Source organism: Nitrososphaera sp., assembly GCF_036397675.1.
Taxonomy (GTDB): Archaea; Thermoproteota; Nitrososphaeria; order Nitrososphaerales; family Nitrososphaeraceae; genus Nitrososphaera.
On the sequence record NZ_DASWIL010000031.1, the window covers coordinates 1 to 19,251 of the forward strand.

22 protein-coding genes and 1 tRNA gene are annotated in these 19,251 nt (G+C 55.3%); 8 read left to right on the top strand and 15 right to left on the bottom strand.

Annotation, left to right across the window (positions count from 1 at the left end):
- Nucleotides 1-454: 454 nt before the first annotated feature.
- Nucleotides 455-1,027 carry a hypothetical protein gene (locus VGA14_RS07045; protein ID WP_331003051.1) on the bottom strand — a complete coding sequence of 191 codons (573 nt, stop codon included), beginning with the start codon at nt 1,025-1,027 and terminating at the stop codon, nt 455-457.
- 157 nt (nt 1,028-1,184) lie between these two features.
- Here VGA14_RS07045 and VGA14_RS07050 point away from each other — a divergent pair, with 157 nt between their 5' ends.
- Complete coding sequence (locus VGA14_RS07050; RefSeq protein WP_331003052.1) at nt 1,185-1,349, top strand: hypothetical protein; 165 nt, start codon at nt 1,185-1,187, stop codon at nt 1,347-1,349.
- Nucleotides 1,350-1,792: 443 nt separating this feature from the next.
- Here the strand turns inward: VGA14_RS07050 and VGA14_RS07055 are convergent.
- A tRNA-Lys gene (locus VGA14_RS07055) sits at nt 1,793-1,885 on the bottom strand.
- A 224-nt stretch (nt 1,886-2,109) separates the two neighbouring features.
- On the opposite strand from VGA14_RS07055, the gene VGA14_RS07060 reads away from it, so the two are divergent.
- Nucleotides 2,110-3,075 (top strand): radical SAM protein, encoded by a 966-nt coding sequence (locus VGA14_RS07060; RefSeq protein WP_331003053.1) that lies wholly within the window; start codon nt 2,110-2,112, stop codon nt 3,073-3,075.
- Here VGA14_RS07060 and VGA14_RS07065 read toward each other — a convergent pair.
- On the bottom strand, nt 3,072-3,701 hold the full coding sequence (locus VGA14_RS07065; protein ID WP_331003054.1) for a cyclase family protein: 630 nt from the start codon (nt 3,699-3,701) through the stop codon (nt 3,072-3,074). The genes VGA14_RS07060 and VGA14_RS07065 overlap by 4 nt on opposite strands.
- 72 nt (nt 3,702-3,773) lie before the next feature.
- Here VGA14_RS07065 and VGA14_RS07070 point away from each other — a divergent pair, with 72 nt between their 5' ends.
- Nucleotides 3,774-4,037: an Lrp/AsnC ligand binding domain-containing protein gene (locus VGA14_RS07070; RefSeq protein WP_331003055.1), complete on the top strand. Its 264-nt coding sequence runs from the start codon at nt 3,774-3,776 to the stop codon at nt 4,035-4,037.
- Here VGA14_RS07070 and VGA14_RS07075 read toward each other — a convergent pair.
- Complete coding sequence (locus VGA14_RS07075; RefSeq protein ID WP_331003056.1) at nt 4,021-5,220, bottom strand: aminotransferase class V-fold PLP-dependent enzyme; 1,200 nt, start codon at nt 5,218-5,220, stop codon at nt 4,021-4,023. The genes VGA14_RS07070 and VGA14_RS07075 overlap by 17 nt on opposite strands.
- Here VGA14_RS07075 and VGA14_RS07080 point away from each other — a divergent pair.
- Nucleotides 5,211-5,816 carry a hypothetical protein gene (locus VGA14_RS07080; protein ID WP_331003057.1) on the top strand — a complete coding sequence of 202 codons (606 nt, stop codon included), beginning with the start codon at nt 5,211-5,213 and terminating at the stop codon, nt 5,814-5,816. The two genes, VGA14_RS07075 and VGA14_RS07080, sit on opposite strands and share 10 nt — an antisense overlap.
- Here VGA14_RS07080 and VGA14_RS07085 read toward each other — a convergent pair.
- Nucleotides 5,800-6,129 carry a hypothetical protein gene (locus tag VGA14_RS07085; protein ID WP_331003058.1) on the bottom strand — a complete coding sequence of 110 codons (330 nt, stop codon included), beginning with the start codon at nt 6,127-6,129 and terminating at the stop codon, nt 5,800-5,802. The genes VGA14_RS07080 and VGA14_RS07085 overlap by 17 nt on opposite strands.
- A gap of 41 nt (nt 6,130-6,170) precedes the next feature.
- On the opposite strand from VGA14_RS07085, the gene VGA14_RS07090 reads away from it, so the two are divergent.
- Entirely contained in the window at nt 6,171-6,377 is a 207-nt protein-coding gene (locus VGA14_RS07090) for a hypothetical protein (protein WP_331003059.1), read from the top strand.
- A gap of 12 nt (nt 6,378-6,389) precedes the next feature.
- Here VGA14_RS07090 and thsB read toward each other — a convergent pair whose 3' ends face one another.
- Genes thsB through VGA14_RS07115 form a run of 5 tightly spaced genes read right to left on the bottom strand, consistent with a single transcriptional unit; the run spans nt 6,390 to nt 10,449 of the window.
- Complete coding sequence (thsB, locus tag VGA14_RS07095; protein ID WP_331003060.1) at nt 6,390-8,057, bottom strand: thermosome subunit beta; 1,668 nt, start codon at nt 8,055-8,057, stop codon at nt 6,390-6,392.
- Between the two features lie 52 nt (nt 8,058-8,109).
- A complete protein-coding gene (locus tag VGA14_RS07100; protein WP_331003061.1) occupies nt 8,110-9,117 on the bottom strand; it encodes a rhomboid family intramembrane serine protease in 1,008 nt (335 codons plus the stop codon).
- A 42-nt stretch (nt 9,118-9,159) separates the two neighbouring features.
- On the bottom strand, nt 9,160-9,321 hold the full coding sequence (locus tag VGA14_RS07105) for a C2H2-type zinc finger protein (RefSeq protein WP_331003062.1): 162 nt from the start codon (nt 9,319-9,321) through the stop codon (nt 9,160-9,162).
- A 38-nt stretch (nt 9,322-9,359) separates the two neighbouring features.
- Nucleotides 9,360-9,590, bottom strand: coding sequence for an Lrp/AsnC ligand binding domain-containing protein (locus VGA14_RS07110; RefSeq protein WP_331003063.1), 231 nt, complete (start codon nt 9,588-9,590; stop codon nt 9,360-9,362).
- A 49-nt stretch (nt 9,591-9,639) separates the two neighbouring features.
- Nucleotides 9,640-10,449 (bottom strand): transcriptional regulator, encoded by an 810-nt coding sequence (locus VGA14_RS07115; protein WP_331003113.1) that lies wholly within the window; start codon nt 10,447-10,449, stop codon nt 9,640-9,642.
- 91 nt (nt 10,450-10,540) lie between these two features.
- Between VGA14_RS07115 and VGA14_RS07120 the strand changes: the two genes are divergently transcribed.
- From VGA14_RS07120 to trxA, 3 genes are all read left to right on the top strand, one after another.
- Nucleotides 10,541-11,023 carry a 50S ribosomal protein L11 gene (locus VGA14_RS07120; RefSeq protein WP_331003064.1) on the top strand — a complete coding sequence of 161 codons (483 nt, stop codon included), beginning with the start codon at nt 10,541-10,543 and terminating at the stop codon, nt 11,021-11,023.
- Nucleotides 11,024-11,087: 64 nt separating this feature from the next.
- Nucleotides 11,088-15,779 (top strand): S8 family serine peptidase, encoded by a 4,692-nt coding sequence (locus VGA14_RS07125; RefSeq protein WP_331003065.1) that lies wholly within the window; start codon nt 11,088-11,090, stop codon nt 15,777-15,779.
- 43 nt (nt 15,780-15,822) lie between these two features.
- Nucleotides 15,823-16,164, top strand: coding sequence for a thioredoxin (gene trxA / locus VGA14_RS07130; protein WP_331003066.1), 342 nt, complete (start codon nt 15,823-15,825; stop codon nt 16,162-16,164).
- Here trxA and infB read toward each other — a convergent pair whose 3' ends face one another.
- Genes infB through rpl7ae form a run of 5 tightly spaced genes read right to left on the bottom strand, consistent with a single transcriptional unit; the run spans nt 16,165 to nt 19,208 of the window.
- A complete protein-coding gene (infB, locus tag VGA14_RS07135) occupies nt 16,165-17,955 on the bottom strand; it encodes a translation initiation factor IF-2 (RefSeq protein ID WP_331003067.1) in 1,791 nt (596 codons plus the stop codon).
- 10 nt (nt 17,956-17,965) lie between these two features.
- Nucleotides 17,966-18,370 (bottom strand): nucleoside-diphosphate kinase, encoded by a 405-nt coding sequence (gene ndk, locus VGA14_RS07140; RefSeq protein ID WP_331003068.1) that lies wholly within the window; start codon nt 18,368-18,370, stop codon nt 17,966-17,968.
- Nucleotides 18,371-18,377: 7 nt separating this feature from the next.
- Entirely contained in the window at nt 18,378-18,590 is a 213-nt protein-coding gene (locus VGA14_RS07145; RefSeq protein ID WP_331003069.1) for a 50S ribosomal protein L24e, read from the bottom strand.
- 5 nt (nt 18,591-18,595) lie between these two features.
- Nucleotides 18,596-18,811: a 30S ribosomal protein S28e gene (locus VGA14_RS07150; protein WP_292638416.1), complete on the bottom strand. Its 216-nt coding sequence runs from the start codon at nt 18,809-18,811 to the stop codon at nt 18,596-18,598.
- Between the two features lie 16 nt (nt 18,812-18,827).
- Complete coding sequence (rpl7ae, locus tag VGA14_RS07155; RefSeq protein WP_331003070.1) at nt 18,828-19,208, bottom strand: 50S ribosomal protein L7Ae; 381 nt, start codon at nt 19,206-19,208, stop codon at nt 18,828-18,830.
- Nucleotides 19,209-19,251: the final 43 nt, after the last annotated feature.

Here is a 19,251-nt window from a genome sequence, read left to right on the forward strand (position 1 = left end):
AGAATTTGGACTGGCTCTGGCGAGCGTGGCACTCGGAGCGGCTGCGATGGGGGCTTCGCTATTTGCACGCAAAACTGTTGCTAGAGATTCCAGCGACGCAAAACAGATGAGGGGGCGCCTGCTGCAGAAGGCAGCATAGCCGTCGCGCTCGAGCTGTTTCCTCGTGGGTTACATAATCACTACTTTTGCTGTATTAGCGAATTGCTAGAGATATTGGGTCTCAGAGTAACATGCATTCTACACCACCCGCGAAATACAGGCATAAATTCGAGAAGCGATAACTTTATCTTCGACTACTGCTGCTACTCAGTAATGGCCGACGCGTCGATGACGTATTACATCACCGCAGGAATCTTCGCCTTCTTGACAGCGATCCTATTCGGAACGCGCGCCAAAAGATATAGCTCTGGATTTACTTCAGGTGCTGAAGGCGGTCACAAAGAATCGACATAGTCTAAACGTAACTTCGTTCATTTTTTAGCTCCCTGTTCTTGTATCGAATTAAGCGAGTCATCATAGTACCATAGACTAGTCCATATAACGCGTGAAATAGCAAGGATCCAGCAATAACTATTACCAGCATTCCTGTGGCTTGACTGGCAATAGTGTAGAGCTCAGAATTCTCTGCAAGTGGTACTAATATCCTATCCAATCTGGGAATAACTGCCAAAACGGTTAGCGGTAGGAACAAAACCGCCCATGCCACAATTCCTATTGAAACGCCCACTGCCAGACTCTTCGTTAACCTATGGATCGCTAAGACTGGACATACGGCTATCGTGAAGCCTCCCACCGCTCCTATTAGGGTTCCCGCAAGGATGTGTAGGAGAATACCTACGAGGGCTGAATCTACCGGACTCCCAGTTACACCGAGCGTGATTCCAATTACAGAATAGAACATTCCGCTCTGGACTCCAAAAGCGAACTCTACGACTAACAAGATTGAGGAAACTGTCCACGCTGCAATGAATCCTGACCACGCACCATTTTCAGCCGCCTTGAATGCGGGGAAGGCAAGATGCTTCATATAGATACCAATACTATTTGAAATATTTAAGCATTAGACGAGAGATTCAGTGATTTTTGTAATTGATTCACGAGCGAAGTTATCGATTTTCATTTTGTTTTTTGCATTTGATGCAAATCTTTCTAATACTTAAATAGAAGAACTACTGAGTGGTATTATGACCTTAGAAAAAGGTCAGATTCCGCGTGAGATTAACATCCACTTTCAGATTTTCGGAAAGGAATCTTGGGAAGTTGAATACGATAAATTCGGATACTGCGATATATGCAATTCAAGGATAGACGAATTCGGATATTGTGCCTGTGGTGGCGCTGCAGACTAGTTCTGAAATCTTCGCGCGATTGGCCTGTGATATCCGTTACCTGACTCCCCTACAAAATCACTACTTTTGTCGGCTGTCATCTCATGGACATACAACCGCTTTTTATCGCCTCTCACGATTTCATATGTGTGATTGATTACCGGAGTGATCGTGGCTGTCACATTGGCAGCACTATCAGTCATAGCCTATATGCTATTGAGCCCAGTCAACGTAAATTCCATGAAGCTTTCCTCCATTCGTTCAGAAATTCAAAAAGTCACTGAAGGATTTAGAGAGGACCTAAGGGAAGCAGCCGACATGTTCGTTTAGCCTATTTAGATACCTAGATTTAGTAGCAGGACTCCTAATGGCATACAACAAGGCCTCCAACGGTTCGGTCTCTGATACTGACACTTTCTCACCTATTATTACTTTGGAAACCAATTTAAGAACCACTAAAGGAGCGGGCCCGTCGGGATTCGAACCCGAGACAACCGGATTTCTTTCTTGTGTGAAAGTTAAAAGTCCGGTACTCTACCTGGCTGAGCTACGGGCCCACAGCGCACTTACGCTCACACTCGGCATAATTTAATGGTATTTGGCAGCGATGACAAGCAAGCTGCTACGGTGCGCGCTCGCTCGCTCTAGCGCCGGCGGTAACAGCATGAGCACCTAGAAATCACATACAAAAACTAACGAAACCAGTATGTTCCACTGGAAGCGCGTCCACTCCCTCGGACATAACCACCACCTTTAATTGTGCCAGTTGCGTTGGAAGCTTATGGTAGATGTAATTTACGGCCGGGGCTTTACCGACCTTGCCCGCGAAATGCCGTATTACATTAGCATCTTCAAGAAGATGATTGCTTATCGACTTTTCAAGAGCAAGCAGCCGATGTACGCTTCTGTCGACGTCAACAACATTTGCAACCTGCACTGCACCCATTGCTACTGGTGGCTCAACCGCAAGGAAGGAGAAGATATGTCGGCAGAGGACTGGAGAAAGATAATTAGGGAAAAGATAACCAAGAACCACCTATTCGTTGTGACCCTTGTAGGCGGCGAGCCCACGATGCGCCCAGATGTCATCCAGACTTTTTGCGAGGAGATGCCGCACAGGGTGTGCATAGTCACAAACGGCACGTTCCCGCTAAAGAGGTTTGATGATCTCTATTTCTACTGGGTCTCAATGGACGGTACCGAGGAGATACACGACAAGATCCGAGGTCAGGGCTCGTATGCAAAGACGAAAAAGAACATCCTCGACTACATCGCCGGCCCTCCAAGGCGGGGCAAGCCTGCCTACAAGGACATCTGGATAACGATGACGATAAACTCGCAGAACTATCACACTGTTGAAGCACTCGCAGAGGAGTGGCGAGGCAAGGCGAACAAGGTAGGTTTCCAGTTCCACACTCCGTTTGCCAAGGGTGACCCGCTTTTCATGCCCTTTGGCGACAAGAGGAGCGAGGTGGTGGACAAGATAATAGCCCTGAAGCAAAAATACCCCGACTATGTCATAAACAGCGTCAAGCAGGTATCGCTTATGAAGGGCAACTGGGGCGGAGTGGGGACGACGCCGGTGGACTGCCCGTCTTGGGCGATACTGTCGTTTGACCACATGGGCCGGCTAAAGCAGCCCTGCTGCATAGGGAGCGCAGACCCCAAGGCGCAAAAGCCCCTGTGCGAGGAGTGCGGCCTCGGCTGCTACTCCATCCTTGTGGCGCAGGGCATCGTCGGGAACTAGACCAGCGCAAGCGCCCTGACGGGCGAGCCCGTCGCGCCGGCAAGACTGAGCGGCGCGACTATGAGTGTGAACCTCTTTTTCCTGATCTTGTAAAGGTTGCAGAGATTCTCTACGGCAAGCACGCCGGCAGGCAAGAGTATGTTGTGCGCGCTGAACTTTGCATCGCGGCCAGGGTCGATGCTTGGGCCATCTATTGCTACCAAGTTGACGTTCTTTCTGACTAGATATCTAGCAGCGGCTTTAGAGAGACCGGGGTTAGCCGTCATGTAGTCCTTGCCTGTGTAATGCTTTTCCCAGCCAGTCTCAAACACGACCGCGTCGCCCGCGCGGATGTCCTCGCCTTCGATGTCAGCAACGCCGATGGTCTGCCCCGCCTTCTTGAAAACCCTCACCATTACTGCGTTGCACACGAGCCTCGACGCGGGTATGGTGTCTATCGCCTTCTTGCCCTGTGCAAAGTGCGACGGCGCGTCCATATGTGTGCCCGTATGGGTGCTCATGAACATTATTTCCGAGTCGTAGCCGTGCACGTCAAAGCTCGACCAGGGTATGAAGAAGGGCTGAGGTGAGCCGGGGAAAACCTTGATCTCAGGCGACACCTTCATCGTGAGGTCCAGTACTTTCATGGACCAGATCCGGATTAGTGATTAATAAGCAAACTACGATTTGTTTAATAACTTAGCAGACGATATACAGCCATGCCAACAGCGTACGTCCTTATCAACTGCGACCTCGGCTCGGAGGATGACATCATCCGCGAGCTGAAAAAACTGCCGGAGGCCGTGGAAGTGAGCGGCGTGTACGGCGTGTATGACATCATCGCCAAGATACGCTCCGACACTATGGACAAGCTGAGAGAGACCATCACCTGGCACGTCAGAAAGGTCAACAAGGTGCGCTCGACGCTCACGATGATTGTCATCGAGGGCCAGGGCGAAAAGGGCACTAAAGCAGGCGCCTGATCTCCGATGCCACACTTGCCGACTCTTCTTCAGTGTTGAAAAAGTGGGGCGATGCCCTTATTGCTTTCTTGCCCCCGCCGATGTCGCGCTCTGCAAGCACGATGTTGCTTTCGCTCAACTTCCTTACGATAAAGCCTGGGTCCTTTGGAACCGTGAACGTGACTATGGACGTGCGCAGTTTGTCGTCGTCGGGCCCGATCAGAGTTGCGCCGGGCACCCTTGACATTTCCTGCCTGAGCACACCTGCCACTTTCATGTTCATGTCGCGGATACTGTCGATTCCAAGGCGAAGTACGTAGCGCAATGCCGCTTCGATGCCGGCGGCGCCGGGGTAGTTGCGAAAGCCCGCCTGCAGCCTGTTTGGCATCTCGGAGTAGGCAAGTGTGCCTCCGGCAAGAGTCGCCGACTCGCCTCCGATGGAAGGCGGCCTCAACTTCTCAGATGCTTCCTTGCTGCAGTATAAGACGCCGATGCCGTTTGGCCCGCACAGCCACTTGAATCCCGGAAAGGCCATGAAGTGGCAGCCAATCTTCCTCACGTCGACGCTGACGGTGCCGGCAGACTGGGCCGCGTCGATGCAGAAAAGTGCGTTGTTCTCTCTTGCAATCCTGCCTACTTCTTCGACCGGTATGATTGCGCCAGTGTTGTACAGCGCGTGGCTCATTGCTATCAGTTTGCTGCCCCTGGCCTGTTCTTCAAGGTTGGAGATATCAAAAAAGCCATCTGCGTCGATTGCAAGCTCGCGCAGCAAAACTCCTCTTTCTTTTGCCAGCCTGAGCCACTGGAAGTAATTCGCATAGTGCTCGTGGCTCCCGCCCCTGACTACAATTGCGTCGCCCCTATTCCACTCAAGGCCGTTTGCGACCATGTTAATGCCGTCAGTCGTGCTCTGCGTCAGCACCACCTCGTCCCGGTCGCAGTTTATGAGGTGCGCGACGCGCGTTCGCACTTCGTTGAGGAGCGAGGTGGTGTATTCCGATACGCCCTGCGAGTCGGGCCCCTCTTCTGCACACTTTAACAAGTAGTTCGTGGTTGCCTTGATGACTGCCATCGGCGTCGGGGCTATTGCGCCGCTGTTCATGTAGACCATTTTTTTCGTGAGCGGAAAGTCCTGCCGGACATCAAAATCAAGGATTGTCATCGTTATATTGTACCTCCTCATCTTGATTGCAGTTGGAGCCATATAACCATGCCAGCGTGCTGAGCGCAAGGGGGCTCAACACGCTGCTCTTCAGCGACCCGTACGCCAAGCTCTGCTTCACGTCGTCGCTTGTGTCGTCGCTCAGGACCGTATACATAGACCTTGACACGGCTTTTTCGGCGTACCTTGCGGCTGGCATTGTCAACGCGAAAAGCGTCGACGTCTACCTTCCGTCAGAAGGGCGCTTTATGGCGATGTTCCAGGAAGTGGTGGCGCATATGCCCCGCTACTCTCTTGTCATACTGGACTCGATAAACAGCTTCTACGCCGTGTACTACAGCCACTACAGGAGGCATGAGAAGCGCGCCGGGGGTAGCATCAACCACCTCCTCTCGGTCCTGCTGATGCTGCTGGTCCGGCAGGGCGTGACCCACGGCATCCCGGTGCTTGCGACTAGCATGCTGCGCTTCCGCAAGGAGGGCGGGTGGAAACAGTCGCCGGCAAGCCGCCGGCTCTTGCAGAAAAAGAGTGCCTGCAGAATGGAGGTAGAGCGCGCAGGCAACGAAATAGTGCTAAAGGTGTTGGAACACGACGCTATCCAGGCCGGGGCGTCCTACACGGTCACACCTTTATGTTGACAAGGATGTAACCTATCAGCATCGCTATGCCTATGATGCCAAAGCCGCCTGCAAGAAATGCGTTCTGGGTCGTCGTCGCAAACACCTTGCCGGCCCTGTGCAGAAGGAGCGTGCCTGCAAAGCCTATGAACAGTATCATGGTTATCGCCACGGTCTCGCCAAGGGTCTGGACGTTCCTGGCCGGCAGTATGAAAGCCCTCGCGCCGGCACCCTCTATAGCGGCGTTGACCGCGCCGGAGGCAAGCACGAAGAAGGTGATGAGGTATGCCCCTTCAACGATAAACACGACCTTGGAGCTGCTGGAAAGCATCATTATTGCAAAGCTTAAACCCCAGTCTCTAAATAAACTTTGCAATGGGATGTTTAGCCTGCGGCCGGCAAGCACAAGACAGGTACTGCCCTTATCACGCAAAGGCGCTGCAGAACCTGCAGGCGCACTACCAAGCGTGGGTGCGCGCCTACGGTGACATTCCGTGGGAGAAATTTCTGGAAAGACTTTTAGAAATGCAGCAAACGGGGCAATGGGTCAAAGAAGTGATAAAGACGGAATTGAAAAAGTAGTGGGCAGGACAATCACATGTCCATTCCACCCATTCCACCCATGCCGCCAGCACCGCCGCCCGGCGGCATCGGCGGGCCGCCGCCTCCAGACTTGCTCGAGGCGATGACGTCGTCGATTCTCAGGATCATACACGCGACTTCAGTCGCAGACTTGATTATCTGCTCCTTGACCGCAAGCGGCTCTACCACGTTGAGCTTGGACATGTCGGCCACCCTTGCGTTGCGCGCGTCCACACCCGTCCACTTTGCCCCCTTGGTCTGCTTTGAGCGCAATTCGGTCAGAGTGTCTATCGGGTCCATTCCTGCATTCTCGGCAAGCGCAAGCGGTATGACTTCAAGCGCCTCCGCGAACTTTTCGGCCGCCAGCTGCTCCCTGCCTGAGAGCGTGTTCGCCCACTCCCTCAACTTGCTTGCTGCGTAGGCCTCCGGCGCGCCACCGCCTGCCACTATGGCCGGCTTTTCAAGCACGTCCTTTGACACCATGAGCGCATCGTGGACCGACCTGTCGGCCTCGTCGACCACCCTCTGCGAGCCTCCGCGGATGAGAATCGTCACTGACTTGGGGTGCTTGCACCCTTCGACAAATACCCACTTGTCGGTTTCTACCTTTCTTTCTTCAACAAGCTCTGCAAAGCCGAGGTCCTTTTCGCTCAGGTCATCCAGGCTGTTCACAATTCTGGCGCCTGTGGCGCGGGCCATCTTGCCCATGTCGCTCTCCTTCACCCTGCGAACGGCAAGCACGCCTGCCTTGGCCAGATAGTGCTGCGAAATGTCGTCCATGCCCTTCTGGCACACCACGACGTTCGCGCCCGCATCCACTATCTTGTCAACCATCGACTTTAGCATCTTGTTCTCCTCTTCGAGGAACATCTTCATCTGGTCGGGCGAGCTGATGTTTATCTTGGCATCAAACTCGGTCTTTTCAATTTCAAGCGCAGAGTTTATCAGCGCAATCTTGGCCTTCTCTATCTTCTTTGGCATGCCACTGTGCACGACTTCCTTGTCAAGCACTATACCCTTGATGAGCTTTGTGTCCTTGATGGAGCCGCCCGCTTTCTTTTCGACCTTGACGTCGTCGACATCCATCTTGTAGCCAGAGTCTGTCTTGTCGGCGACTGCAAGCGCCGCGCTTACAACAAGCTTGGCAAGATCCTCGGACTCGCGTGACACCATCTTGGTCTGCATAGCTGTCATGGCGACCCTCACGAGCTCGTCCTTCTCGCTGCCCTCTATCCTTTGCGCTATGCTGTTCAGAACTTCGATGGTCTTGGCCGCGCTCTTGCGGTAGCCGTCCACTATGATGGTCGGGTGGACATCCTTGTTTATCAGCTCCTCTGCCTTCTCTATGAGCGCGCCGGCCAAGACAACGACCGAAGTCGTGCCGTCACCAACCTCGTTGTCAGTCGCCTTACTTATCTCGACCATCATCTTGGCCGCGGGGTGCTGCACGTCTATCTCCTTCAGAATGGTGGCACCGTCGTTTGTAATCGTCACATCGCCAAGAGTATCCACGAGCATCTTGTCCATGCCCCTTGGTCCAAGCGATGTCCTCACTATCTCGGCTATCAGCTTTGCAGCTGAGAAGTTATTCTTTTGGGCGTCTCGGCCCTTCGTCTGCGACGCTCCTTCCCTCAGTATCAGGACCGGCATTCCGCCGGCGCTTCCTTGCTGTATTGACATTTCTCATATTCCTCCTAAAAGCGGTGAAATACTTTGGCCCTTCCGGGATATTTTAAACTTGCCCCGTTTCTTTGGCCAGCCTTATTCGGGCTATGCCGTTAAGGTAATTAATATACTCTACTTTGGGGTTTTTTGCGCCTTCCGGGAGCCTTGCTGACATCTCGTAGCGGTTTGTCCCCCTCGCCTCTATCCTGACCGAGTTCGTGGCAGAGTCGTATTGGACGGATATCTCAGACGCGTCCCGCACGCCCCTTATCTCGGCTATTATCTCGTAGTACCCCGGGCCTTCAATGACTTCTGGTGGAACCTCGCTTACTAGGTCCTCTATCTTAGGCCTCATCTTTCTTCCCGGAGGCACGTACGTCTTGCCGGTGCCGGCAAGTTTTGCAAGGCCCGGCATTACAAAGCTCCGTGCAACAAGACCCGTAGCGGCGCCGGCCACAAAGCCCCCGATGTGCGCCATGTACGCGACGCCGCCTGACTGTCCGATTAACGCAAAGAGCAGCTGCAGTATGAACCAGAACGGTATGTAGGCGATGACGGGTATGCGTATCGTGTAGATGAAAAACGCGGCGATTATCGTGAACACTTTTGCGCGGGGGAACATCACCAGATAAGCGCCGAGTATCCCGGAAATCGCGCCTGACGCGCCGACAGCGGGTACCGAGCTGTCGCCGGTGGACATGGCGTAAAAGCTGTGCGCAAATGCCGCAGCGGCGCCCCAGCCGAGATATATGAGGATGTATTTGACGCGGCCGAACTTGTCTTCGATGTTGTCGCCAAACACCCACAGGAACACCATGTTGCCTATAATGTGGGCAATGCCTGCGTGCATGAATATCGATGTTATTATGTTAAAGCCGCTTGCCGGCCAGTTTGCAAACAGCGCGTCCGGGACAGTGCCGTACGTAAAGAACAGCTCTGCAACTGCGCGCTCGTTTGTGAAAAAGCTGGTCACGATTGCTTCCCAGATGAACACGGCCACGTTGATAGCTATCAACGTGTAGTTCAGGTAGGGCCTACCGTGGACCCGCTCCGTGTCATCGTGTATTGGAAACATGCCGCCGGCTAGCTCTACAGCAATTCTACTGGAAATAAGTCTTTAGCTGAAGCCGAAAGGGTTCGTGTTGGGCATGTCCCCGCCCTTCTCGCTGTGGGCCTTTCTCACGTGTCGCTTCATGCGTTCCTTGTCGTCAAACTTCATGTTGCAGTATTCGCACTTGAATGAGCCGTCCTCGCTCTTTTTCTTGCCGAAAAGTCCCACGCAGGAACAATGGACCTGCTCTCAAATTAAAGTTGCGCTTATTCCATGACTATCATGGTCAGCGTCGACTTTACTCCGTTGAGCTTGCGCAGTTTCCACGTGACTGCCTCCTTCACCTTCTCCATCGTTTCAGCCTCGACCATCGCCACGATGTCGTACACGCCGTACACCTGGTACACTTCTTTTACGCCGTCCATCTTTTTCAGCTCGCCAACAAGCGAGTCTTCGCTTCCAAGCTCGGCGTTCATCAATACGAAGGCTTTAGGCATGTCGGTTAATCCTCTCCGGCGTATAAAAACTTGGTGTACTTTTCCCTGGCTATACTTCGTGCTTCAGCTTGCCCTCGTCAAACGGGTCGGCCATCTTCCACCGGTGGTCGAAAAAGTCGGAGCACCACTCCAAGAATTCCGAGGTCTCGCCGTAGAACATGACGTTCAGATCCGGCTCGCCCTTCTGGTTCGGGAACATGACGCACCCCTGCTTCTCGTTGAAAATAGCCATCACCTTGACCTCTGCAAGCATCCTGCGCTCCACGAGGCCCTTGCTGATGAGGTTGCGCCACCCGACCTTTTGCAGGAGCTGCGTCCTGCCCTTTGGCACGACCGCGTTTGCAGAAAATATGTAGGAAAATCTTACGCCTTTTTCCACCCTGCCAAATATCGTCTCGATGAGGTCCAGGGGCACCTGTGCCATTATCTCCCTGATGAACTCACCCGAGTTGCTGTAGAGGCTCTTCCAGCGCTGAAGTATGGCCATAACGCCGTGCACAGTCTCACAGCCACCGAGTGCGCCGAGCCTCTGCACGAATTTCAAGGGCAGGTCGCCCAGACTGTGGTCGGCAAAGAACTCTTTGTTCTTGTACAGGAAATCGTAACTTGGAACCAGCGACACAACGGTCCTGCCGTACGACGTGAGCACCAGCTCGCCTTCCCTGCCCTTGTAGACGAGCCCCGACTCTATCAGGCGGGTCATGTTCCTGTGCGCCTCTTGCATCGTTGCGTCAAGTTCAGACGCAAGCTGTGACAAGCGGCAGTCCTTTTCGCCGAGCCTTGCCAGCATCGAGAGGCGGAGGTCTCCTGCGAGCTCGAAGAATAGCGACCCAACGCCTTCTGCCGGCTGCTCTGACATGACCAACTAACTGACTCTACAAGCCACATCTTTAAAAATCTGTCAAGGACAGGAACGATTATAATTTGGATAAACTCACACGCTGGGCGTAATGGGCGATAAAAAGTATATATCCGCGCTCGTCACGGGCGGCGAGGCAAACGCAGGTCCACCGCTCGGGCCGGCTCTGGGCCCGATGGGCGTGAACGTGCTCCAAGTAGTTAATACAATTAATGAGAAGACCAAGGATTTCCCCGGCATGAAGGTGCCGGTAAAGGTGGAGGTCGACACCGAGACCAAAAAGTTCACTATCGAAGTCGGCATCCCCCCCACTGCGGCGTTGGTGGCCAAGGAGGCAGGCATCGCCAAGGGCTCCGGGACTGCCGGAAAGGACTTTGCAGGTGACCTCACGATGTCATCTGCCGCCAAGATAGCCCGGATGAAGATGGAAGGATCGTACGCCAAAGACGTCAAGGGCGCGACGAAGGAAGTCATCGGCTCGTGCGTCAGCATGGGAGTCAAGGTAGAAGGCAAGCCCGCAAAGGAAGCGTACGCCGACGTCAACTCGGGCAAGCACGACGAGCTGTTCAAGTGATTTTCTAGCCTCTGCGGGTCGAAATCATAATAACCAAGAATGGCACTCCGGTACCTTGTAATATTTGATTCGTATACTGCCGGTTATCCTCGCCGCGGTGCTAGCAGTCTCGCTCGCCGCGCCGGCTTATTCCCTCCCAGTGAACCCCGGCGCCGTGTCCTCAGGCGCCGCAGAGTCTAGGCCACTGACTTCGCTTCCCCCAACGCAGCTCCCCGCGCTTGACACGGTCGATATCTTTGGCCACATGGTGCCAAGGAGCGCCATACGCTCTGACTTTGGGCACGTCAACCTTGGCAACGATCTCTTGCGCTACAACGGCAGCCCCGGCAGAACGCTGGTGTTTGGAAAAGGCAATCTGGCGTCCGTTGCGGGCAGCGCCCACGTTGTCGGTCTCGGGCAGAGTGGCGGCTCCTTCCTTGGTGTTGCACATTCTCAAAACCCACTCCCTTCAGGCACGGGGTTTACGTATGCGCCGGACCTAAGGCTCGGCTTTGACTCGACCATAATGGACATACTTGACAACTACACCGGGCCGGTCGACCCCGGCAGGTTCTCCGGCTCGTCCATAATCGGGGCCGACATGGCAGCGGCAGACTATGGCGCGACTGGCAAAGGCGTGGTAGTGGCACTAGTCGACACGGGGACCGACTTTTCAAACGAGGATATGCGGCACGCGGTAGCTAGGGACGCAAACGGCATACCGATCATGCTCGACGCCGACGGCCAAGGTCTTGTGCTCACAAAGGCCAAGTACATCGCCAAGATAGACGAGCGGAGGGGCAGGATAGCGAACTACACCACGACCTCCAACCCGCAGCTACCTGAAAACGTCACGTCCTATGCCTACGTCAACGGGGACGGCGTCTACCTGAAAACGAGCCAGGGAACGATACCTGTCTTCAACTCTCTCTACCCCCTATTCGGGCCCCCAGTGCTTGAGGGGATCGCAAACGTCGATTGGAAGATAGGCAACAGCCCGACTGACTACATCAGGTCCAAAAGCGGCTTGTACAGAATGGGGGTCGCGTACCAGGTCAGCTTCCAGTTTGGCGCGATAACCCAGGTGTTAGTGCCTGTGCTCCTGGTAGACGCAAACGAGCCGGGGGTCTATGACACTATAGTCCCGGATATGTCCTACGCCTGGTACACATTTACACGCACAATAGCCGGGGCCTACTCGCAAACAAACTACCTGATACCTGAACCCTCGTTCGACTTTACCGACGAGACGCCCATCAAGCTGGGCGACGGGAATGAGCACCTCGTATACGACTACAACAAAGATGGCTCGCCCGACTTTTCTGCCGGCACAGCAGGGGCCCGGGTGCTTGACATTTGGCGCGTGACTGACAACAAGACCCAGCTGCAGCTCGCAGACAGGGACGGCTACGGTGGCGTCGCTCTGGCCAAGCTGCTGGAGCCGATTGACCCTGCAGGCGGCTATTTCGGGCTGATGTACGATTTCGCCGGCCATGGCACGAGCACGGCCGCGACGATCGCGTCGATGGGCAAAGGGCAGTATGCAATCTACAACAACTCGACCAGGTACGCGCTTGCGGGCATGGCGCCTGACGCCAAGATACTACCCATAAAGGCGTTGTGGGCCGGCGACGCCATTTTCGGCTGGTTGTACGCCTCGGGCTTTGACCTAGTAGACGGCAAGTGGCGCTACACAGCCGAGCACAAGGCGGACATCATCAGCAACAGCTGGGGCGTGTCAAACTTTCCGCTGCTAAAGTACGGTCCCGGCTACGACGTGCTGAGCATGTTCTCGTCGCTCCTAGCAGTTCCACGCTTCCTGGCTGCAGACTATCCGGGCACAATTATGATAAACAGCGCCGGCAACAACGGGCTGGGTTACGGGAGCGTGGGAACGCCCAACGTCTCTCCTTTCAACATAGCCGTCGGCGCAACCAGCAACAACGTGCATCTACAATACGGCGCCTTTGCCAACATAACGCGCTTTGGCTCGTCCGCGGCGTCGTTTGACGAAATAGCCGAGTTTTCAAGCAGGGGGCCGGGCCTCTTCGGCGATCCCAAGCCCGAGCTCGTGGCGGTGGGCTCGTACGGGTTCACGCCCACTTCTGTAACAGTCAAGGTATTTGAAGCCCAGCCCGACGACCCCAACAACGAGGGCGCGTTCACGTTGTTTGGCGGGACCAGCATGGCCGCCCCGATGGCCGCGGGGGCCGCGGCGCTTGTAATTTCAGACCTCCGTGAGAGGGGCGAGGCTGCAGATCCGTTCAGGGTCAAGAGCATACTGATGTCGTCTGCAAAGGATCTGAAGAACGACCCGTTCGTGCAGGGCGCCGGCAGGGTGGATGCGCTTGCTGCAATCCAGCTTGCCAGAGGAAGCCCCGGCAAGTTCTTGGCCTACACAGACAGCACGCCCAAAAACATACTTGCTGCGCTGGCACCGGCCATCCAGTCTTACAATAGCACCCTTGGCATCATAGACTCGGGCTACGCGCAGCAAGCGGGCGCGCTGGATGCTCTTGCGCCCGGGCTTGCCGAGTCGCGTTGGTTTGCCGGGCAGATAGTGCAGGGCCAGTCTGCCTCGGCCGACATTATCGTCGAGAACCCCTCGAAGAATGAGATCCAGGTCCAGGTTTCAAGCACGGTTGAAAAGCTGGTGGCCAGATACCAGGTCCACAACGCGACAAGGCTCTTTGAGGTCGACCCGACGCACAAAGAAAAGCAGTACGGGTTTGCCCCGAACTACCACAACCTGACAGAGATAATGGGAGGCAATATTCCTGATTCCGACTTGATGGTTGCCAGGGTGAACTTTCCGTTCACAAGCTTTTTGAACTCGACAGAGCTGTTCGGTGACCACCTGCGCATCGCGTCGCTTTACAGCTATGACTGGCGCGACGCGGACGGCAATAACCAAGTTGCGTTCGGCGAGGTATCCATGATAACCCGTGGCGGCTCGTGGGGGACCACACAGGAGCTCAGGGTGGGCGACCCGGCGTCCAAGTTCAAGGGCACGCCGGTGCTCGGCGTCTACCCTGTCCCGACCGTTTTCTCGTTCTGGCGGGGCGATAGGCTAATGAACTCCACTTCGATGGACTACACTCTCACGGTCGAGTTTTACAAGCGCCAAACAAATCCTGCCATCCAGCTTGACACTATACTCGGGGACCAAGCGTTTCTGACAGTGCCGGCGCAGGGGAAGGCCAAGGTGGGCGCCACAATCAGGACAAGCGACGACACGCTGACTGGCAACTATTACGGCGAGATATCAGTGTCAAGCAGCGGCTTTAAGCACAAAGTTCTGATGCCAGTCAGCTATATCGTGACGACAAAGCCGGTGTCAAAGGACACGCAGGTAGTGATTGTACCCGGCGGCGGACAGGGAGGGCCGGAAATTGAACGCGACTTGGGCCTTAGACCAAACGGCTACGTCGGCGGGCTCTCGGACATGACTTCCCGGTATTCTGCAGGAGACTGGCGCTCATACTACTTTAACGTGCAGGACCCAACGATAACCTCAATGAACCTGAAGGTGTCGTGGCCGCACAACTCGACAAGCGTCAACGCGATGGCGTTTGGGCCCGACGGCAGGATGGTCGCCTCAAGCGTGCCCTCAGGCGTGTTCCAGGAGTTCGCCGGCTGGCCGAGCAACGACTGGCTCGGGACATCGCCGGTGAGCGAGGGTGGGTTCTTTTTCTTTAGCCAGAACGCGGGCAACAAAACTACCGTGCTTTCAGTCCCGGTAAACGGCACAGGCACCTATGCGGTGCTGATGCACAACACTCTGTTCCACGGCGAGAGCCTCTACGAGCCGCTGGTGGTCGAAGCGAAATTCTCGACGCTGCTCCCTGATGACAGGCCGCCCAAGATAAGTGCGGACCTGCCCCGGTTTTCGACGGGCAAGCTGAAGGTGCCGGTGCAAATCGATGACCAGAACCCTGCAGGCCTGTCGTATTCAATCGACGGCTCGGCGCCGGTGGGCGTGGGCACCCGGTCGGCCACGAAGAAGGCATTTGTGATAAACGCCGACACCTCGGGGCTTGCCGAGGGGCCGCACAGCATAACGATAGAGTCTGCCGACACAGTGGGCCACTCGTCGGCGCTTTTGCGCCAGTTCATAGTCGACAAGTCGCCCCCCACTGCAGACATTGCAGTGCGCCTTGAAAACGGAACCGAAACGACTGTCAAGCAAATCGCAATGGTGTCCGGAAACGCAACCCTGCTGTGGAACGTGACTGACGCAAACGGCGTCAAAGAGCCTGTTACGGTGACCCTGCCGGACTCGAGGCCCGCCAAGCACGCGGCGTCCTCGCTTGTGCAGTTTGACTCGTCCGCGCTTGCGGACGGCGAGTACGTGTTCGTGTTAGCGTCAGGCGACTTGCCGGGTAACAGGATGGCAAGGACCGTACAGCTCGTGGTGGACAACACGCCACCGGATACAGCAGTAAGGGTGGGAGGAGGCGACCAGAGGGGCACAGTCACAATAGCACTTGCCGTGTCAGACGAGCACCCCACGAGCGCGATGCTTGAGGTGGGCAACATGGCCGTGGATGTGACCGGCATTAAGGAATACCTGCTTGACACCACTTTCCTGCCGGACGGCCGGCACGAAGTCAGACTGACGGCAGTTGACGCGGTGGGAAACACATCGGTAGCCAGCACGACTCTTGCGGTGGCAAACGTCACGCCTGTGATACAGACCGCGGCGGTACTCGGCACTGCAGGCGGCATTGCGGCCGGCGCAGCCGTGGCATGGTTTGTCTTGAAGCGCAGGAACTAGGCAAAGAAATCTTAAATAGCGAGGCGGTTAAATTTCCATTTGCATGAGTGAGAAACAGGCCTCAAACCCGAACCTTGTAGAGCTTGCCGAAAAGAACTTTGATGAGGTGGTAAACGGCGCCAAGCCCACCCTCGTGGACTTTTGGGCCACCTGGTGCGGCCCGTGCCAGTTCATGCTGCCCATATTCGACAAGCTGGCCAAGAAGTACGGGGACAAGGTCACCTTTGGCAGGCTCAACGTTGACGACAACCAGAGCGTTGCCATGCGGTACGACGTCTACGCGATCCCCACGTTTGTAATCTTCATGAACGGCAAGGCGGTAGACAGGGCGGTCGGAGCAGTCGGGGAAAAGGGCCTCGAAGGGCTGCTGCAAAAATACCAGTGATCAGAGGTACCCGAACGCCGGGTCCTCTTTCCTCTTTAGCCCCAACACGAAATTTAGCGTGTCTTTTTCGTCTTCGTTCAGCCGGTGGATGAACTTCTCCACAATCTGCTTGGCCTGCCTGCTGTTGAGGTCGGTGTAAAACACGTCGCCCTCGTTTATCTGCCGTCCAATAGTGGGTTCCTTGATCGATACGGCGACCTGCATGCCCGCCTTGGCCTCTTCCATAGACTTGCCGCTGTCCTGTATCTGGTGCACAGTCCCGACCTTCTTGCCCTCCTCGTTTATCACCTGCACCTTCTGCCGGAGCCTGCCCACCTGGATCTCGGCCCCAAACACGGCAGGGTCGTTGTGCCTAAACACAAAGCCTTTCATAAACTGGAACTTGCACACGGGCGGCAGCTCGTTGAACAGTATTGACTCTTCGTGCTCTTTTTGATACGCGACCCAGTCAACGTATCCGCGCACCAGGTTGTAGATGATCCGCTCGTTAAAGATCTTGACGCCCCTGTTCTGCGCCTCGTCCTCGGCGTCGTCGAGCACCTTGACGTTAAAGCCGAGCACGACGCCGTGGTACCTGTCAGACTCTTTGACTGCGGCAGCTTCTACCACGTCGCGCCTTGTGATGCTGCCGATATCTGCCGTCCTTATCGGGACGTTGTCTTTTTTTAGGAGGTCGATTACGGCTTCAAGCGAGCCTATAGTGTCGCACTTTAGCACGACGCCGGTGGTCTCCATGTTGCTGATGATGGCGTTTTTCACCTCACCTTCGACAAGCGATTTCAGGTGCTCGACTTCTTCCTTGTTGTCCTTTCTTACGACATAGAGTGGGCTACCTGCAAGAACACCTTCAAGGTCGGGAGACGTTATCTTCAAGCCGGCGGCGGCTTTAACCTCGCTTACGGGCTTGAACTTGTCCCGGGGATCGCGCATCTCGTCAAGCGGCTTTGGCAGGAGTAGTGCCTTTATCCTTGTCACCACCGCGCTGTCCCTCTTTGCCACAACTATGCTGTCGCCCTGCCTGAGCGTCCCGTCGAGCAGTATGATGTTTGCAGAGGGGCCGAGCCCCGGCTCCTCTTTTATCTCGAGCACTATGCCCCTCGTGCCCTCTGTGTGCCTCTCCAGCCTCTTTGCCATGTACTGCTGCGTTAGGCCCACTAGCACGGCAAGGAGCTCCGGTATTCCTACGCCGGTCTTGGCGCTGACCGGCACTATTGCAACTTCTTTTGTAAAGTCTTTGACGCGCCAGAACGCTTCGGACGGGAATCCAAGGCGGGAAAGCGAGCCCACGACGGTGTACAGTTTTTCGTCAAGCATTGTCTGGATGCCTGCCTCCTGCTTCTTCACCTCTTCAGAGATAAAGCGCGAATGCGCGCGCCAGCCTGATACCCTGTCCACCTTGTTCAGCGCGACCACAAACGGCACTTTCCGCTTCTTCAGTATCTCGATGCTCTCCAGCGTCTGCGCCTCGACGCCCTTGTTGACGTCCGTGACGAGTATTGCAATGTCTGCCGCCGATCCGCCCCTTGCACGCAGGTTTGCAAAAACCTCATGGCCCGGGGTGTCGATGACAAGCAAGCCGGGGATTGGCGTCTCGGCGCTGGCAAGTTTGGCAAACAGAGGGCCGGTGACCTCCTTTATAGTTTCAATCGGGAAAAAGCTGGCGCCTATGTGCTGCGTGATTCCGCCCACCTCGCGGGCCTGGACGGCAGTTCCGCGTATCCTGTCCAGTAGGGACGTCTTGCCCGAGTCTACGTGGCCTAGAACAACTACTACCGGCTGCCTGAGTTCCAAGGGTCGCTAGCTAGCTGAAAATGACCCGCGACTCTTTTATGAAGCTTTCAGAGGAGTCCGACGCGTGTATGATGTTGTCGGTAAATCCGAGGCCAAAGTCCCCCCGTATCGTTCCCGGGGCAGCCTCGAACGACTTGGTAGAGCCTATCATTATCCTGGTCGTCGCCACAGCGTTGTTGCCTTCAAGTATGCACGCGACGACGGGCCCAGAGCTTATGAACGATACGAGCTCGCCAAAGAACGGCTTGTCCTTGTGGACGGAGTAGAACTCCCGTGCCTTCTCTTTCGTGAAATTGTAGTATTTCAGATTCTTTATCACAAATCCCTTTTCCTCAAAGCGCGCAAGGACCTTGCCCGTCTGGCCGCGCCTAAATCCGTCTGGCTTGACAACAATCAGCGTTTGCTCGACTGCCATTCCGCAATCACTTCTTTGTGCGCAGGCCGCCCTTGGCGTACTTTGTCGTCCACTTTAGCTTTCTTGGGTCGCGCTTTAGCACGCGCAGGTTCTTCTTGCATTTGCTCGAGCATGTCCACTGCACCTGGCCGTCATTTTTGACAAGCATGACGCCGTGTCCCGCTGTTATGTGTGTGCCGCAGAAAAAGCAGTTTCTAAGAGATGATGCGGTCTTGCTCATCTAGATCACCTAATCTTGCGGGCCTCTCGCTCCGTCTCTCTCAGCATCAGGACGTCCTTCATCCTGACCGCGCCCTTGACGTTGCGCGTGAGAATGCGGCCCCTATCCTTGCCCTCAAGGACCTTTACCCTTACCTGAATGACCTCGCCGGCAATCCCTGTCCTGCCTACTATCTGAATAACTTCGGCGGGAACGACCTTTTCTTCAGCTGCCTTGCTCATCTGGAACCAGCCTCAACTATTCCTTCTTGCCCCTCAGGCCAGCTATCGAGGTGACTACCTGCTCGACGATGTGCTGGGCCTCTCCTGCCTCCACAATCGTGGCCGCGGCCGAGCCGACGTCTATTCCAAGCGACATTCCTAATTGCTGCTTGCTTGGCACAAAAATGTAAGGCGCGTTCCTCTCTTCGCAGAGTATTGGAAGGTGCGCAACGACCTCCGGCGGCTCGACGTCCTCTGCAATGACCACAAGCTTGGCAATGCCCCGCTCGATGGCCTTTGTAGTCTCGTTTGTACCCTTGCGTACTTTGCCGCTCTGCTTTGCAACGCGAACTGCCTCGTAGGCCGCGTTAGCGAGGTCCTTTGAAACTTCAAATTTGACGAAATATGGTTTACTCATTTTCTCACCCTATGGGATCATCCGATTGAATTTCTAGTGATTA

What these genes read in the sequence shown, in the direction of transcription:
- VGA14_RS07045 (WP_331003051.1), bottom strand. Translation starts at nt 1,027, where the DNA reads ATGAAGCATCTTGCCTTCCCCGCATTCAAGGCGGCTGAAAATGGTGCG.
- VGA14_RS07050 (WP_331003052.1), top strand. Translation starts at nt 1,185, where the DNA reads ATGACCTTAGAAAAAGGTCAGATTCCGCGTGAGATTAACATCCACTTT.
- VGA14_RS07060 (WP_331003053.1), top strand. Translation starts at nt 2,110, where the DNA reads ATGGTAGATGTAATTTACGGCCGGGGCTTTACCGACCTTGCCCGCGAA.
- VGA14_RS07065 (WP_331003054.1), bottom strand. Translation starts at nt 3,701, where the DNA reads ATGAAAGTACTGGACCTCACGATGAAGGTGTCGCCTGAGATCAAGGTT.
- VGA14_RS07070 (WP_331003055.1), top strand. Translation starts at nt 3,774, where the DNA reads ATGCCAACAGCGTACGTCCTTATCAACTGCGACCTCGGCTCGGAGGAT.
- VGA14_RS07075 (WP_331003056.1), bottom strand. Translation starts at nt 5,220, where the DNA reads ATGGCTCCAACTGCAATCAAGATGAGGAGGTACAATATAACGATGACA.
- VGA14_RS07085 (WP_331003058.1), bottom strand. Translation starts at nt 6,129, where the DNA reads ATGATGCTTTCCAGCAGCTCCAAGGTCGTGTTTATCGTTGAAGGGGCA.
- VGA14_RS07090 (WP_331003059.1), top strand. Translation starts at nt 6,171, where the DNA reads ATGGGATGTTTAGCCTGCGGCCGGCAAGCACAAGACAGGTACTGCCCT.
- thsB (WP_331003060.1), bottom strand. Translation starts at nt 8,057, where the DNA reads ATGTCAATACAGCAAGGAAGCGCCGGCGGAATGCCGGTCCTGATACTG.
- VGA14_RS07100 (WP_331003061.1), bottom strand. Translation starts at nt 9,117, where the DNA reads ATGTTTCCAATACACGATGACACGGAGCGGGTCCACGGTAGGCCCTAC.
- VGA14_RS07110 (WP_331003063.1), bottom strand. Translation starts at nt 9,590, where the DNA reads ATGCCTAAAGCCTTCGTATTGATGAACGCCGAGCTTGGAAGCGAAGAC.
- VGA14_RS07115 (WP_331003113.1), bottom strand. Translation starts at nt 10,449, where the DNA reads ATGTCAGAGCAGCCGGCAGAAGGCGTTGGGTCGCTATTCTTCGAGCTC.
- VGA14_RS07120 (WP_331003064.1), top strand. Translation starts at nt 10,541, where the DNA reads ATGGGCGATAAAAAGTATATATCCGCGCTCGTCACGGGCGGCGAGGCA.
- trxA (WP_331003066.1), top strand. Translation starts at nt 15,823, where the DNA reads ATGAGTGAGAAACAGGCCTCAAACCCGAACCTTGTAGAGCTTGCCGAA.
- ndk (WP_331003068.1), bottom strand. Translation starts at nt 18,370, where the DNA reads ATGGCAGTCGAGCAAACGCTGATTGTTGTCAAGCCAGACGGATTTAGG.
- VGA14_RS07145 (WP_331003069.1), bottom strand. Translation starts at nt 18,590, where the DNA reads ATGAGCAAGACCGCATCATCTCTTAGAAACTGCTTTTTCTGCGGCACA.
- VGA14_RS07150 (WP_292638416.1), bottom strand. Translation starts at nt 18,811, where the DNA reads ATGAGCAAGGCAGCTGAAGAAAAGGTCGTTCCCGCCGAAGTTATTCAG.
- rpl7ae (WP_331003070.1), bottom strand. Translation starts at nt 19,208, where the DNA reads ATGAGTAAACCATATTTCGTCAAATTTGAAGTTTCAAAGGACCTCGCT.